This window comes from Nocardioides sp. R-C-SC26 (assembly GCF_021246465.1).
Taxonomy (GTDB): Bacteria; Actinomycetota; Actinomycetes; order Propionibacteriales; family Nocardioidaceae; genus Nocardioides.
This window is the reverse complement of record NZ_JAHRHK010000006.1, coordinates 156,229-170,150: the sequence shown is the minus strand read 5'-3', so window position 1 is coordinate 170,150 and position 13,922 is coordinate 156,229. Positions and strand designations below refer to the sequence as shown.

The following is a 13,922-nucleotide window of genomic DNA, read 5'->3' as shown; positions in this document are numbered from 1 at the left end:
GCGCCTCCTGGCTACGAGCCGGTGCCCACCGGGTCGGGTACGTGCCGCGCCACCAATGCCGTCCGATAGTCCGCGTAGGCCCCGCGCAGCTCCGCGCCCACCCACCCCGCGGGCAGCAACTCCTCGGGCAGCAGCGGGTCGCGTCGCAGATGCCGGACGATCGCCGCAGCCACGGCCATCTGATCGGCCGGCGACTGCTCGGCGTCCAACCGCTCGCCCAACGCCCGCGCGGTGCGGTCCCAGGCGGAGAGATCCCACAGCCGGGAGGCCATCGCACCGGCCTCGTCGTAGACGGCGCCACGCAACCGGACGCACGTGGCCTCCGTCTCGGCCGACAGGGTCGAGACGAGGTTGTCCGGACGCAGCCAGACGCCCTCGCGGAGCTCGCCCATGCGTGCATCGTCCAGATCACGCCGCCGCCGTGCTCGTTCAGCCCGGTCCGTCGCCGCCGGCAGGACGACGACGTCCCACCCGCCGTCCCACGGTGAGACCGCAGGCTGCAGCGACGCGTCCTGGAGCCGCTGACGCTCGCGCAGCCGTGGCGCGAGGGCGTAGCCGTCGTCGGAGCGCTCGAGGTCGCCGCTCGCCAGCATCCGACTGAGGACGACGCGGACGGCACCTTCGCCGACCCCGAACGAGGCCCCGACGCGCACCAGTTCCCGCGCGCTCAGCGTCGGCCGCTCGTACCCGAGCAGCACACTGAGGATGATCGACCGATTGGTCAGTGGTCTGACCAGTTCATCGAGTCCGTCGAGATCGCCCTCGCGTTCATGCGTCGTCACGGCGCCATTCTCGTGGTCACCCGAGCCGCCCTTCGACATTTCAGGCGACCGCCAGTGCGGCGTGTCTTCGTAACGCCGGACGCCCACGGTCGTTGGGCTCTCCGTGCTGCCTCGACTCCGCGCGACGTTCGTCGTCATCCTCACGACGCTTCTCACCGTGATCACACTTGGCCCCGGCGCGATGCCGGCGCACGCGGCCGCCTCCCCGACCGAGGTCCGGAGGACGACGGGGTACCTCACGGTCTCCGACGGCACCCGCCTGAAGTGGACGCTGCTCTCCCCCGGCCCGGGTAGGTACCCGGTCCTGATGCAGTACGAGGGCTACAACGCCGGGTCGAACCCGGGCCGGGTGAACGAGGAGTTCGTCGCCGAGATGCTCGCCGACGGCTACGCCGTGCTCGGCGTCAGCATCCGCGGCACGGCATGCTCAGGTGGGGAGTTCGAGCTGTTCGACCCTCGATGGGGCAGCGACGGCGCGGAGGCGGTCACCTGGGCATCACGTCAGCCGTGGTCGACCGGCAAGGTCGGCATGTTCAGCTTCTCCTACGCCGGCATCGCCCAGCTGCTCACCGCGGCTCGACGCCCGGCCGGGCTCGCGGCGATCGCCCCCGGCATGGTCGTCAGCGACATGTACCGCGACGTCGGCTATCCCGGCGGCATCGCGAACTCGGGCTTCCCCGTCGCCTGGGAGGCGGCACTGCACGTGTCGTGGGCCCAGGCGCTGACCCAGGCACGCGCGGACGGCGACGTCGAGTGCGTCGTCAACGTGCTGCGGCACCAGGCGCTCGGGCTTCCGCGCGGAGTCGTGCTCTCCGGACTCGCCCACCCCTACCGCGACGCCTTCTTCACCAGCCGCAGCCCCGAACGCGGGCTCGGTCGCATCCAGGTGCCGGTGCTGGGCGAGATGGCCTGGCAGGACGAGCAGACCGGCCCACGCGGAGGCTTGGCCTTCGAGAAGACGAATCCGGAGACGACCTGGACGGTCGGCACCAACGGCATCCACGGTATGTACGCCGCCTCGCCCTCGTCGCGGCGCCTGCTCCACCGGTACTTCGACCACTTCCTCAAGGGCGAGCAGAACGGCTGGCAGCGCACACCGCACCACCAACTGTGGTTCGAGAGCAGCCTGCCCGACTACGAGCCTCGCTTCGTGGTGTCGACCCGTCGGCATCGGATGCCGACGACGACACGCCGGCTCTACCTCGGCGCGGGTGGCCGCCTCGACACCGCTCGACCGCGGACGGCGTCGCCCGCGACGGGCTACCTGACGCCCGGGATCTCGCCGTCGCTCGTCTCGGAGGCACTCGTGGTGGACCCCGCCACCTTCGCCGGCGGGTTGACCTGGCAGCTCTCGCCAGTACTGCCCGGCACCTCAGCAGCCTTCACCACGCCGCCGCTGAAGCGCGACCTCCTGCTCGCGGGGTCGGCGAGCCTGGACCTGTGGGTGCGAGCCCAGACTCGCGACGCCGACGTGCAGGTCACCGTGACCGAGGTGCGGCCGGACGGCCAGGAGGTCTACGTCCAACGCGGCTGGCTGCGACTCTCGCACCGCGCCCTGGTCCGCTCCGAGTCGACGTCGCGTCGGCCGGTGCACCCGTTCACTCGCGGTGCGCAGCGCAACCTGCCGATCGGGCGCGCCGTCCTCGCGCGGGTGGAGATCCTTCCGTTCGCCCAGGCCTTCCGCGCCGGATCCCGGCTTCGGATCTACGTGGACAGCCCCAGCGCCACAGGCCTCTGGGCGTTCCTGCCCAACTCCCTGCCGACCGGGCTGACGCCGCCGAGTCGCCTCGAGGTGCTGCACGACGCCGAGCACCCCTCGGCCCTGGTCGTCGGACGGGTGGGCGACGACGCCCCCGGCAACGCACCAGCCTGCGGAACGCTCGTGTCTCAGCCCTGTCGGCCCGACCCACTGCGCTGAGCACCGAGGATTCTCGGGGCGAGTCCGGTCCACAGGGCGGGCACATCATACTGGTATTCGAACATATGTTCGGGTAGAATCTCCCCATGCCCATCGCGACGACCGAGCTCTCCGAGACCGGCCTGCTCGCCGCCGTGGCCGAGCATCGGGCGGCCGCACAGCGCCACGAGATCGCCGTGCTCGAGCTCGCCGTGCAGTGGGCGCATGCGCACCCGCTCGTCGACGAGCGCACCGGTGAGATCGTGCCGACCCCGCGCGTCGCGGCTCACGTGCTGGCGGCGCACTTCGTCGGCATCGACCCTGAGGAGCCGCTGGACTCCGCGGCGTGGGCGGGCCTGCCTCGCGTCGCGTGGGACGCACCCGCGGCGTTCGGGGCGGCAGCCAACATCTCGACCGTCGCCGCCTCGACGATCCTGCGGGACGCGCTGATCCTCGCCCATCGGCTCCCGTCGACGTGGGCGCGCGTCCGCGCCGGCGCGGTGCCGGCCTGGCGAGCACGCCTGATCACCACGGCGGTCGCCGGCGCGCCGGACGACGTCTGCGCACACGTCGACGCCGCCGTGGCGGATCGCGCCGAGACGCTCGGCACCGTCGCCCTCACCCGCGCGATCCGGTCGGCGATGATCGCGCTCTATCCCGACGAGGTCGAGGCGGCATCCCTGGAACGACTCGACGCGATGTACGTCCGGGTCGAGACCGGCTACATCACCGAGACCGGGCTGACCCACCTCGCTGCCTGCGGCGAGTACGCCGAGCTCGACGATCTCGATCGCACACTGACCCGGCTCGCCGCCGTGATCGACGTCTACGACGAGACGATCCCGGTCGACGCTCCGCAGGAGTACCGACGCGCGCGGGCGCTCGGCCTCCTCTCCGACCCCGCCTCCGCGGCGGCCCTCCTCGCGTCGATGCCGGGTGACGGCAGCGGCGCGGCCGACGGCGCCGAGGCGCCCGCCCGTCGGGTGCACCTCGTCGTACATCTCTCCGACGCGGCGCTCGCCGGCACCGACGTCCTGGCGGGCATCGGCCACTCGCTCGGGGCCACCCCGACGCCGGTGTTCGCCGACGCCGTGGCGGCGTGGTGCGGTCGCCCGAGCACGGCGATCACCGTCCACCCGGTGATCGACCTCCACGAGACGGCCCGCAGCGACGGATACCGGCCGAGCGCCGCACTCGCTCGGCAGGTCGAGCTACGCGACGTCACCTGCCGCTTCCCCCACTGCGGCCGGGCGGCGAGTCGCGCCGACAAGGACCACGTGATCCCCCACGCGCGCGGCGGACCGACGTCCAGCGACAACCTGATCGCGCTCTGCCGCCACCACCATCGACTCAAGACCCATGCGGGGTATCTGCCCGCCGTCGTCGAGCCGGGGGTCGTGCACTGGAGCACGCCTCACGGGTTCGAGTACCTGGTGACGCGTCACGGCACCCGTCTGCTCTGAGCAGAGCACGCCGGCGCCTGCTCCATCACCGATCTGATGTCGCCGACGACCTGCACATACCGGTCGGGGCGCACCAGGGCCGCCTCCGCGTCTCCCAGCCAACGCTCCAACTCGGGCGACTCTCCGACGTCGAGCAGGCGTACCGGTGAACCGGCGAGCCCGGCCGCTGTCGTGGCGACCGACGACTGGTGGAGGAGCAGGGAGGAGTAGGGCGATAGATCGTCGAGCCGACCGCCCGCGGCCAGCAGGGCGTTGGGGCACAGGCTCCCCGCCGGACCGCGGCCGAACGCGCCACGCCGGTTCACCGCCGAGGCAGACAGACGGGGAGTCGCACTCTCCACGACCCGGCTGCGCAGGCCTGGTAGGCGTGGCAGCAGCGGCAGTGCGAGCCTGCGCAGCCCGTCACCGAGACGGCCCCCTCCGGTCATCGAGCGACCCACCAAGGTCGCCAGCCGGATCATGGACCGTGCATGGGGTGCGCGCTCTCGCTCGTAGCTGTCGAGCACCTCGGGCGAGAGCTCACCGTGGAGGACGCCGGCGATCTTCCAGGCGATGTTGGCGGCATCGCGAATGCCGGCACCCATCCCCTGCCCGATGAAGGGCGGCGTGAGGTGCGCGGCATCCCCCGCGATGAAGACGTCCCCGCGGCGCCACGTGTCGGCGAGCTGCGCGCGGAAGGTGTACTCCGCCAGCCGGAGGACCTCGAGGTCGCCGAGGTCGGTCTCCCAGGGCGCCAGGAGGTGGGCGAGGTCTTCGAGCGTCGTGAAGTCCGAGGCGGTCTCGTCGTCGAGGAGCTGGAACTCCCAGCGGTGCCGACATGGGCCGATCTGCATGTAGGTGGCTGCCCGCCGGCTGTCGCACACCTGATGCACGCCGCCCCAGTGACCGAGGTCCCGGGGAGTGGCGACGTCGACGACGAGCCAGCGCTGCTCGCCGAACCCGAGGTCGCGCATCGTCGCGCCGATGGCAGCCCGGGTCAGGCTGTTCGCGCCGTCGCACCCGAGCACGAATCGGGGACGGACGACGTGCCTCTCGCCGTCCCCTCGCTGGACGTACTCCACCTCGGGCCCGGTCGGCGCATCCCAGCGGACGGCGGTGACGTCGACCCCGCCCACGAAGGTGACGAGATCGAGCTCCTGCATGCGGCGACGCAGGAGCACCTCCAGGTCGGGCTGGTCGAACATGTTCGCCTGCGGATAGCCGTTCGAGGTTCGGGGGTCGGTGCGATCGAACTGGGCCAGCGTGCGATGGGCGGGCGACAGCAGCCGGAGCCCGGCCCCTGGGGTCGAGATCTCGGCGAAGCGCTCCGCGACACCCAACGCGCCCAGGATGCGGTGCACTTCGTCGTCCAGGTGCACCGCCCGCGGCTGGGCGAAGACGTCGCTCCACCGCTCAAGCACGAGAGTCCGCACGCCGGCACGGGCGAGCAGGATGGCCGCGCTGACCCCGGTCGGCCCTGCGCCGACGACCACGACCTGGGGCTCGGCTGCGTCGTCGGCCATCAGGGCTTCCGTGAGTGTCGCACCGTGCTGCGCTGCCGTCCCAGGTCGAGGGCGCCGTCGTCGGTGCGCACGGCGACCTCGACGACGTCGCCGTCCGCGAGGTACTTCGGGTTCTTGGCCTGGGCCTTGAAGAACGCCTTCCACTTCACCGCCGGCGGCAGCAGCGCGCCGATGATCTCGATCGGCTTGGGTGGGGCGACGAGCGCGGTGCCGCCAGGCGTCCCGGTCAGCACGAGGTCGCCGGTGGACAGGGGCTGGAACCGGGCCAAGCCCCGGAGCGCCTCCAACGGCTTGTAGAGCATGTCCTTCCCCACGACCGCGTCCTGGCGCGTCTCCCCGTTGACGGAGAGGGTCAGCCGAAGCTGCTCGAAGTGGTTCCAGTCCCCCGCCTCCAGCACGACCAGGCGCGGACCCGTCGGGGTGAATGTCGGGTAGGACTTCGCCTCGAAGAACTGGGTCTTGGGCAGTTGCAGGTCTCGCGCCGATACGTCGTTGGTGATCACGAGCGCCGCGACGTGCGAGGCGATCGTCGCCTGAGTGATCGTCGTCCCGACCGGGACCGGCTCGCCGATGACGAGGCCCACCTCGACCTCGTAGTCGAGGAAGCGCACGTGGTCGGGCTTCACGATGTCGTCGACAGGGCCGCTGATCGAGTGCGAGGTCTTGCGGAAGAACGTCATCGGCACCACGTCGGGGTTCATGCCCGAGTCCGTGATGTGGCTGACGAAGTTGGTCATCTGCGCCACCACCCGACACGGCGCCGTGACCGGAGACTGAAGCGGCGTGCCGGGAAGCGCAGCATCGGCTCCGGCAACCGCCGCGGCGATGGCGTCGTGGGCTCCCAGCAACTCGGCCGTGGTGGCCGCATCCGTGTCGACGAGCGTGCCCGTCGTCTCCGACTTCTGGACGTACCAGCGGTCTCCGGTGCGGATGATGTCGATGCTCATGAGTTGGCCACCTTCAGGAGCCCGCGTAGGCGGGTGATGTCGAATTCGTTGTCGGACCTCCGCAGGGCGGAGAGGATGGAGCGGGCCTCGCCGAGTGCTTCGCGGCCCGGTCTGATGCCGAGGAAGTCGGCCGAGGCGGGCGGCCCCCACTGCGCCAGCCCCGACGCGGTCATCGGGGCCCAGCCGGGCTCGAGGGTGTTGTCGAACCGGTCGCCATCGGTGAAGTGCTCGACCAGGAACCCCTTGTCGTCGCGCCAGTAGTCGAAGATCTGGCTCCCCTGGATGTGTCGGCCGATGCCCCAGGAGCGGTGGTAGCCGGCATCGAGCAGGTACTCCCCGCCGGCGGCGAGCGCGTCCAGATCGGCGACCTGGTAGGCCGAGTGCACATACCGGGTCCGTGGACCCAACGTCATGGCGAGTGTGTGGTGGTCGACGGGCTCACTGCCGCGATCACACCGGATGAAGCTCATGGTCGGGCCCTTATGCCGCTGGCCCTCGTAGTAGAGGAAGTCGCTGACGATGAGCCCGAGGTGGCGCAGATACCAGTCCAGCGCCTCCCGATAGCGGGTCGACTGCAGCACCACGTGCCCCAGCCGCTCGACCTGGGCCGGCACGCGCGCCGGACGCTGGGTCGCGTTGGTCCGGCGGGTCTCGGCGCCCGCGTTCACCACCAGCGGGGCCTGGGATGCAAGGGTCGGGAGCTCGTGGCACCCCGCGACGACACGCACACGAGCGCCGCTCGGGTCGATGGTGTCGACGGTGGCGCCACCCAGGTGCTCGGGAAGCGCGCTCACGGCAGCGCCGACGCGATCAGCCAGGCGCAGGAGGTCTCGATCGTCGGCGGCCAGGAACGCCGGTCCGGTGAATCGGGACCGTGCGCCGCGGCGCACGATGACCGCCGGCGTCCCAGCAACGGTGCCCCGCAGGTGGACCTCGACGTTGTCCTTGTAGCTGGTCGTGAATCCGAAGGCATGCGCGAAGACCTCCGCGCCCGCCAGGTCCGGCTTCTCGAACTCGAGCCACGCGAGGTCTCGCACCTTGATGACGGGGTCGGCGGCCCGCCCCGGGTGCTCGCCCGGCCGGGCGCCCTGCTCGCTGTGCAGATCGCTGTGCGTGTGATGCGTGTTCATGTCTCGCCCTCGTCATCGTGAATGACGAAATCATCACTTACGATCCCTCGGGCGTCAATCGTCTTTGACGAAACCGTCAGTTGTGGTGGCCGAGCAGTAGGCTGCGGTCGACGCGAGGAGGAGTGCATGTCTGACGCGGTCGCGGCGGCGGCGCGCAGCCGTGGTGAGCGGCGCAGGGCCCAGACACGAGCAGCGCTGATCCGAGCAGCGCAACAGCTGCTCGCCGAGGACCGGACCGGCGTCGCCGTACTGGAGATCACCGAGCTCGCCGACGTTGGATTGGGTTCCTTCTACAACCACTTCGACACCAAGGACGATCTCTTCCGGGCGGCCGTCGATGCGGCCCTGGAACTGCAGGGTGTCGTGCTGGACGCCTGGAGCGACGACGTCGACGATCCTGCCGAGGTCTTCGCGCACAGCTTCCGCCTGACCGGGCGCATCCATCGGGTCGAGCCGCAACTGAGTCGGGTGATCCTGTCGCGAGGAACCACCCTGATCACCTCGGACCTGGGGCTCGGCCCTCGCGCGCTGCGCGACATCACGCACGGTTGCGAGACCGGACGGTTCTCCCTGGCGGATCCGTACTCGGCCCTCCTCGTCGTCGGAGGTGCCGCGCTCGCCCTCGGTCAGGCCATCCACGACCACCCCGACCGCGACGACGCGGCCCTGGTCGATCAGGTGACCGAGGACCTGCTCCGGATGTTCGGCGTCCCGGTCGAGGAGGCGACGGCGATCAGCCGTGCCCCGCTGCCCGCCATCGACGAGCTCGTGGCGCGGGTGGTGCCGGATCGACCGCGTCCGCCTGTTTGACACGACCTGATGCGTGGCGGTCGCGCAACGCGGATCGGCGGCGCGAGCGATCTTCCTCGCGTCCTCCTCGGCGCGGTTCTGCGCGCGGGCATCGGAGCAGCGGCTGATCGACGTGCGCCACGTCAGTCCAGTGCGAGGTACCCGCCGATGAGCCGTCGCAGGCGGGCCAGCACCTGCTCGCGCGGCAGCTGACCGCCGCTGCACAGGATGCGTTCACCGTCGGAGCGGGCGGCCTGGACAACGAGCGCATCGATGATCTCGGCCATCGACGCGACCTCCGGTTCCCCGAGCGCGGTCAGCGCATCTCGCAGCGGCACCTGGAGCTGGGCGTGGAATTCCTTCATCGGCCCGCGCAGAACGCTCGGGTCGACGACCCGTGCCAATGCGGTGGCGACAGCTTGTTCGGAGCTGGCGAACGGATCGACGTTCGCCTCGATGTAGGCCCACACCCGTCGTCCGGGCGTGGTTGCGGCCCCGACATGCTCCTGCACCGTGGCAGCCCAATCCGGGAAGACATCAGCGACCACGGACCCGGATCCGCCCTCGCAGACCGATGACCGAAGGTGGCGAGCTCGTCGATCTCGTCACATAGATCGCTCTTCCCGTGCGACACGTGCCTCGACTAGCGACTGTCTCGTGCGCCCGAGGCGCTGTCCGCCGGGCCGGCGTCGTCGCGGAGGAGAGAAGCGCGCAGGCCGGCAACCTCCGCTTCCAGGCGCAGGACACGCTGCACGCCGGCGATGTTCAGGCCCTGATCGAGCAGCGAGCGGATGTGCAGCAGTTGCGTCACGTCGTGATCGCTGTAGCGGCGCGTTCCTCCTTCGGTGCGGCCGGGCTCGACGAGACCGTGCCGTTCGTAGGAACGCAGATTCTGGATGCTGGTCTCGGCCAGGTCGGCCGCGACCGAGATGGCGTACAGCGGAGTTCGAGAATCGCTCATCACTTCCCCTTGCCCTGAGTTGATTCCCATGCTACATAAAATCTGCACTCGCTAGAAGAGATCTGGCGACTCGACATGACTAGGAGGACACCATGCTTCTTCGTACCGCTGACCCGTTCCGCGACTTCGACCGGATCACCCAGCAGCTGCTGGGCACAACCAACCGTCCTGCAGCCATGGCGATGGACGCCTGGCGCGAGGACGACACCTTCGTGCTCGAGTTCGATCTCCCCGGCGTCGCGCGCGACAGCATCGACCTGGACATCGAACGCAACGTCCTGACCGTCCGGGCCGAACGCGTGGCTCGCAACGGCGACTGGGAGATGCTCGCCACTGAACGTGCCAAGGGTCACTTCAGCCGCCAACTCGTTCTGGGCGACAACCTCGACCTCGAGCGCATCGAGGCCCGGTACGCCGATGGCGTGCTGCGCCTGGTCGTCCCGCTGGCGGAGAGGGCCAAGCCCCGCAAGATCCAGATCCAGACCCTGGCCAACGACCGGGAGCATGCCGCCATCACTTCATGAGGCAGCCGGCGCCGCTGTCCCACGCGCCCGGCCCGCTCGACGTCCTCACGGGCGCGGGCGGGCCGGTCGCACGTGACAGCACCGCCTCGCCTTCACCACCCGACACGAGATTGGAGAAGCGCCGAGAGTCGACCGCGAGCCACTGGCTCGCGCTCGACGACGGCGACAGCAGGAGCGGCGCCGTCCCGGAAGGAAGGCGCCGCTCACAAGAGGGCTGGAGCCGGCGTCCCCGCCGGCCCGGCTCATTGTGCGAAGAAGTCGTCGCCGCTGTGCGAAGACCTCGTGGTGGTGGAGCTGCGGGGAATCGAACCCCGGTCCTCGAGCGTCGATCCAGGTCTTCTCCGGGTGCAGTCAGTGAAGGCGTTTTCTCAGTCCCGGCGCTCGCACTGACACGTCGCCGACAGACTCAGTCGGGTTTGAGTCCCGATCAACCACCCCGACGGCAGTCGACCAGCAAGTCTCCTAGATGACGCCAGGGTCCGGGACGGAGACGGATGCCCGGTCTGACGGTCCGATCACCGCTCAGGCGGCGAGAGCGAACGAACTGCGCTTAGCGTTGGCAGTTATTGGTTTCCAGCGATCGTTTACGAGATGACGCTGGCTTCTCGACCCGCTTCCCCTGGAACTAACGTCCCAAGTCGAAACCGATCAGCCCCTCTTGAGTTGTGACGATCCCGAGTCTACCGGGCGGCCCAGGTCCTGAGCACCTGACTTCCGGGTCCGGTCAGCTCGTCGAGCCGGCTGGTGTGGCGCCGAGTCATCGCCAGGGCCAGCACCTCGGCCGGCGCCTCGACGCGAGCACCCGTCCCGCTCCCCCACTCGACGTCGGTCGCGGCGAAGGTCAGGTCGGGCAACGGCGCGGTGAGGAAGCCGCGCAGCGCCTTGGGCGAGGCGAGGAACTCCAGCACGGTCGGCCAGACGTCGAGCGAGGCCGGCGCCGCGACGTCCAACGGCACCAGCGCGTCGAGTCGGTGCACCAACAGGTCGGTCAGCGGCGCGCGCCAGTCGTGCGTCGGCGGGGTGAAGCGGCTCTCCGCGTGCTCGCGCAGCACCGCCACCACGCCATCGGGGCCGAGCGGACGGCGAGACGCCGTGAGCCTGCGGTTCGCGGCGTCGAACCGGAAGCGCGCACGCAGCATGGCTGCGAGGAACTCCCGCGCCGACGCCGTCGGCCCGACCATCGTGTGCGCCACGACGTCCTGCACGCTCCAGCCCTCGCACAGGCTCGGCGTCTCCCAGTCCTCCGGTGCCAACCCGTCGAGGACGTCGGCGAACGCGCGACGCTCCCGCGCGATCAACTCCCAGGCGGCGTTCTCGTCCATGGCACCAGTCTCGGTCGGCGATGTTTCAGGAAGTCGCCGCAAGGCTCGCCCGTGCGCGACCCGCCTCGAGCTCGGCGTTCAGGTCCACGCAGTAGCGGGCGAAGTCGATCTGGATCGTGTGCCGCGGCGAGGCGTAGTACTGCTCCAAGTGCGCCGCCTCGTCCGCGACCATGATCCGCTGCTGCTCGGCGACGTCGGGCAGCGTGTACTCCCCGGTGAGCAGCTGCGCGATCAGCTTCGACTGCTGCTCGGCCAGGTTCACGATCGTGGGCGAGCTCTGCGCGAGCCCGGCATAGAAGAGGTGCTCGACGCCGGGCTTGATGATCCGCTTGAACAGCGGGTAGCGGTGCTCGCTGTCGGGGTGCAGGTCCGCCTCGCCGACGCCGTTCTCGTCGACCTCGAAGAAGGGGAACTTCATGTCGTAGCCCGTCGCGCAGATGATGACGTCGGCCTCGACCGACGTCCCGTCGACCAGGTGGACCGTGCTGCCGTCGAGCCGCTCGATGGCGGCGAGCATGTGGATGTCGCCGGACCCGGCACGGGTGAGGAAGTCCGCGCTGACCGAGGGGTGGGCCGAGAGCGGCTCGTGGTCGGGCTCGGGCAACCCGTAGTTGCTCATGTTGCCCACCAGGTTGCGGATCAACTCACGCGAGGCGGCCAGCGCGACGTCCTTGGGGATGTCCGGTGGCGCCATCACCTTGTCGGCCGCGACGCCGTTGCGGTACTTCGGGAGCACCCAGACGCCACGTCGCGCCGAGACGTAGAGCTTCTCGGCCATCCACCGGTTCGATAGCTCCGAGGCGATGTCCATCGCCGAGTTGCCCATCCCGACGACGATCACGCGCTTGCCGCGGATCTCGACGGGGTCGAAAGGACTGACGTAGGAGTGCGCGTGCATGAGGACGCCGTCGAACTCGCCCGGGTAGTCCGGCATCCGGGGCGCCCAGTGGTGGCCGTTGGCGACGATCAGGTCCGTGTAGGTGCGCGTCTCACCGGTCGAGAGCGTGAGCTCCCAGCCCGCGCCGGCGTCGCCACCGATGCGCGCTGCACGCGTCACCTCGGTGTTGAACTCGATCGCCTCCCGCAGGCCGAAGTGGTCGACGTAGGAGCGGAAGTAGTCGTGGATGAGCGTGTGGTGCGGGAAGTCGGGGTAGTCCGCGGGCGCCGGGAACTCCTCGAACTGCAGACGCTGGGTGGAGGTGTCGATGTGCAGGGACTCATAGACGGCCGAGCGGCCGTTGGGGTTCTTGAAGTACCAGTTGCCGCCGACGTCGTCGCTCATCTCGAACTGGTCGTAGGAGACGCCGTACTCCTTGAGGCGCTTGGCGGTCGTGATGCCGGAGCAGCCCGCCCCGATGATCGCGACGTGCGGGGTGGCGTGCTGGGTGCTCATCGGGTGTTCTCCAGGCAGGCGAAGGCGGTGCGGACGTACTCGTCGGTGCGGGGCGAGCTGACCATGTGGTCGTGCAGCTTGTTAGGCGTGAACGCCACGGTCGTGCGCCGGTCGAGGTCGTTGACGACGATCGAGCCGCCGTAGCCCGTCCACCAGCACACCCGCCCCTGCGGGATCGCGGGGGCGGACGGCGTCGGCACGCTGTAGCCCATTCCGTAGGCGATCGGGACGCCCAGCACCAGGTCGACGCCCTCGCTCTGGATCTCGAAGATCCGCGCGACGGTGGCCTCGTCGACCAGACGGACGCCGCCGACCTCCCCGTGGTGGGAGATGGCCGCCTGGATCCGCGCGACGCCGCGCGCGTTCGCGTGGCCCCCCGCGCCGGCCACGGCGTTGTCGCGCCGCCACGCCTCGCTGTTGCACACGTCCGCCGTCAGCAGCGGGTTCGCGACCGTGCGCAGGATGAAGGCGTCGGGCGGCAGCGCCGCGAAGTCGATCGAGGAGCTGGTCGGAGCGATCAGGTCGGCGACGTCGCCGAGCCGCTCCGAGGGCACACCGAGGAAGAAGTCGCCGCCGCTCTCGCCGCCCGGCCCGGCCGTCAGCGGTCCGGCGATCTCCTCGTGGAAGATCTCGGCGAGCGGCCGCCCGGTCGCACCGCGCACCACGCCGTCGAGCAGGTGACCGTGGTTGATCAGCTGGTAGGCCGGCGCGCTGCCGGGCTCGTACCAGGGCGCGTCGGCGGCGAGCAGCGCCTCGGTGTGCTCGAGGTCGATGAGGTCGTCCACCGAGACCGGCACGCTCCAGCCCGGGAGGCCACTGGTGTGCCCGAGCAGGTGGCGCACCGGGATCTCGCCCTTGCCCTCGACGCCGAAGGCCGACCAGTACTCCGCGGCCGGGGCGTCGAGGTCGATCTGACCGCGCGAGGCCAACGTCAGCACGGTCAGGGCCGCCATCGTCTTGGAGATCGACCAGACCTGCACGAGCGTGTCGCGCTCCCACGGCACCCCGGGGCGCGCCTCTCCACCCCAGATGTCGGCGACCAGCTCGCCGTCTCGCACGATCGCGACGGCGGCGCCGGCGTCCGTGCCATCGGCGAGATTGCGGGCCAGAAGGTCACGCAGGGGCTCGAACTCGCCCGCGCAGGTTCCATCGACAGTGACGTCCATGCGCAGACCCTAGAACGTGTTCCAGTTCGTGGCGAGAGGCGCCGAG

Annotated in this window: 13 protein-coding genes and 1 other RNA gene; 4 read left to right on the top strand and 10 right to left on the bottom strand. The window is 70.2% G+C overall.

The features are described from left to right. Positions 1-11 precede the first annotated feature (11 nt). Positions 12-782: a PaaX family transcriptional regulator C-terminal domain-containing protein gene (locus KSO97_RS07790; RefSeq protein WP_232677609.1), complete on the bottom strand. Its 771-nt coding sequence runs from the start codon at positions 780-782 to the stop codon at positions 12-14. A gap of 103 nt (positions 783-885) precedes the next feature. On the opposite strand from KSO97_RS07790, the gene KSO97_RS07785 reads away from it, so the two are divergent. Next, on the top strand, positions 886-2,700 hold the full coding sequence (locus tag KSO97_RS07785) for a CocE/NonD family hydrolase (RefSeq protein ID WP_232677607.1): 1,815 nt from the start codon (positions 886-888) through the stop codon (positions 2,698-2,700). Positions 2,701-2,786: 86 nt separating this feature from the next. Continuing rightward, complete coding sequence (locus KSO97_RS07780) at positions 2,787-4,142, top strand: HNH endonuclease signature motif containing protein (RefSeq protein WP_232677606.1); 1,356 nt, start codon at positions 2,787-2,789, stop codon at positions 4,140-4,142. On the opposite strand, the gene KSO97_RS07775 is transcribed toward KSO97_RS07780, so the two are convergent. Genes KSO97_RS07775 through KSO97_RS07765 form a run of 3 tightly spaced genes read right to left on the bottom strand, consistent with a single transcriptional unit; the run spans position 4,121 to position 7,721 of the window. Next, positions 4,121-5,644 (bottom strand): bifunctional 3-(3-hydroxy-phenyl)propionate/3-hydroxycinnamic acid hydroxylase, encoded by a 1,524-nt coding sequence (locus KSO97_RS07775; RefSeq protein WP_232677602.1) that lies wholly within the window; start codon positions 5,642-5,644, stop codon positions 4,121-4,123. The two genes, KSO97_RS07780 and KSO97_RS07775, sit on opposite strands and share 22 nt — an antisense overlap. Beyond that, the gene (locus KSO97_RS07770; RefSeq protein ID WP_232677600.1) at positions 5,644-6,591 is read right to left on the bottom strand and encodes a fumarylacetoacetate hydrolase family protein; all 948 of its coding nucleotides are present in this window, start codon (positions 6,589-6,591) and stop codon (positions 5,644-5,646) included. Before KSO97_RS07770 ends, KSO97_RS07775 begins: the two co-directional genes overlap by 1 nt. After that, positions 6,588-7,721 carry a VOC family protein gene (locus KSO97_RS07765; protein ID WP_232677598.1) on the bottom strand — a complete coding sequence of 378 codons (1,134 nt, stop codon included), beginning with the start codon at positions 7,719-7,721 and terminating at the stop codon, positions 6,588-6,590. Before KSO97_RS07765 ends, KSO97_RS07770 begins: the two co-directional genes overlap by 4 nt. Before the next feature lie 126 nt (positions 7,722-7,847). On the opposite strand from KSO97_RS07765, the gene KSO97_RS07760 reads away from it, so the two are divergent. Next, positions 7,848-8,531, top strand: coding sequence for a TetR/AcrR family transcriptional regulator (locus KSO97_RS07760; RefSeq protein ID WP_232677589.1), 684 nt, complete (start codon positions 7,848-7,850; stop codon positions 8,529-8,531). Positions 8,532-8,653: 122 nt separating this feature from the next. On the opposite strand, the gene KSO97_RS07755 is transcribed toward KSO97_RS07760, so the two are convergent. Both KSO97_RS07755 and KSO97_RS07750 read right to left on the bottom strand, forming a co-directional pair. Then, positions 8,654-9,058 carry a hypothetical protein gene (locus KSO97_RS07755; protein WP_232677587.1) on the bottom strand — a complete coding sequence of 135 codons (405 nt, stop codon included), beginning with the start codon at positions 9,056-9,058 and terminating at the stop codon, positions 8,654-8,656. Positions 9,059-9,153: 95 nt separating this feature from the next. Continuing rightward, positions 9,154-9,501, bottom strand: coding sequence for a MerR family transcriptional regulator (locus tag KSO97_RS07750; protein ID WP_232677585.1), 348 nt, complete (start codon positions 9,499-9,501; stop codon positions 9,154-9,156). A 62-nt stretch (positions 9,502-9,563) separates the two neighbouring features. On the opposite strand from KSO97_RS07750, the gene KSO97_RS07745 reads away from it, so the two are divergent. Then, positions 9,564-9,995: an Hsp20/alpha crystallin family protein gene (locus KSO97_RS07745; RefSeq protein ID WP_232677584.1), complete on the top strand. Its 432-nt coding sequence runs from the start codon at positions 9,564-9,566 to the stop codon at positions 9,993-9,995. A gap of 286 nt (positions 9,996-10,281) precedes the next feature. On the opposite strand, the gene ssrA is transcribed toward KSO97_RS07745, so the two are convergent. The 4 genes from ssrA to KSO97_RS07725 form a co-directional block, all read right to left on the bottom strand. After that, positions 10,282-10,651, bottom strand: a transfer-messenger RNA (tmRNA) gene (gene ssrA, locus KSO97_RS07740). A gap of 24 nt (positions 10,652-10,675) precedes the next feature. Further along, on the bottom strand, positions 10,676-11,317 hold the full coding sequence (locus tag KSO97_RS07735) for a maleylpyruvate isomerase family mycothiol-dependent enzyme (protein WP_232677577.1): 642 nt from the start codon (positions 11,315-11,317) through the stop codon (positions 10,676-10,678). A gap of 25 nt (positions 11,318-11,342) precedes the next feature. After that, positions 11,343-12,710: an NAD(P)/FAD-dependent oxidoreductase gene (locus KSO97_RS07730; protein WP_232677575.1), complete on the bottom strand. Its 1,368-nt coding sequence runs from the start codon at positions 12,708-12,710 to the stop codon at positions 11,343-11,345. Continuing rightward, positions 12,707-13,876, bottom strand: coding sequence for a serine hydrolase (locus KSO97_RS07725; RefSeq protein WP_232677573.1), 1,170 nt, complete (start codon positions 13,874-13,876; stop codon positions 12,707-12,709). Before KSO97_RS07725 ends, KSO97_RS07730 begins: the two co-directional genes overlap by 4 nt. Positions 13,877-13,922 lie beyond the last annotated feature (46 nt).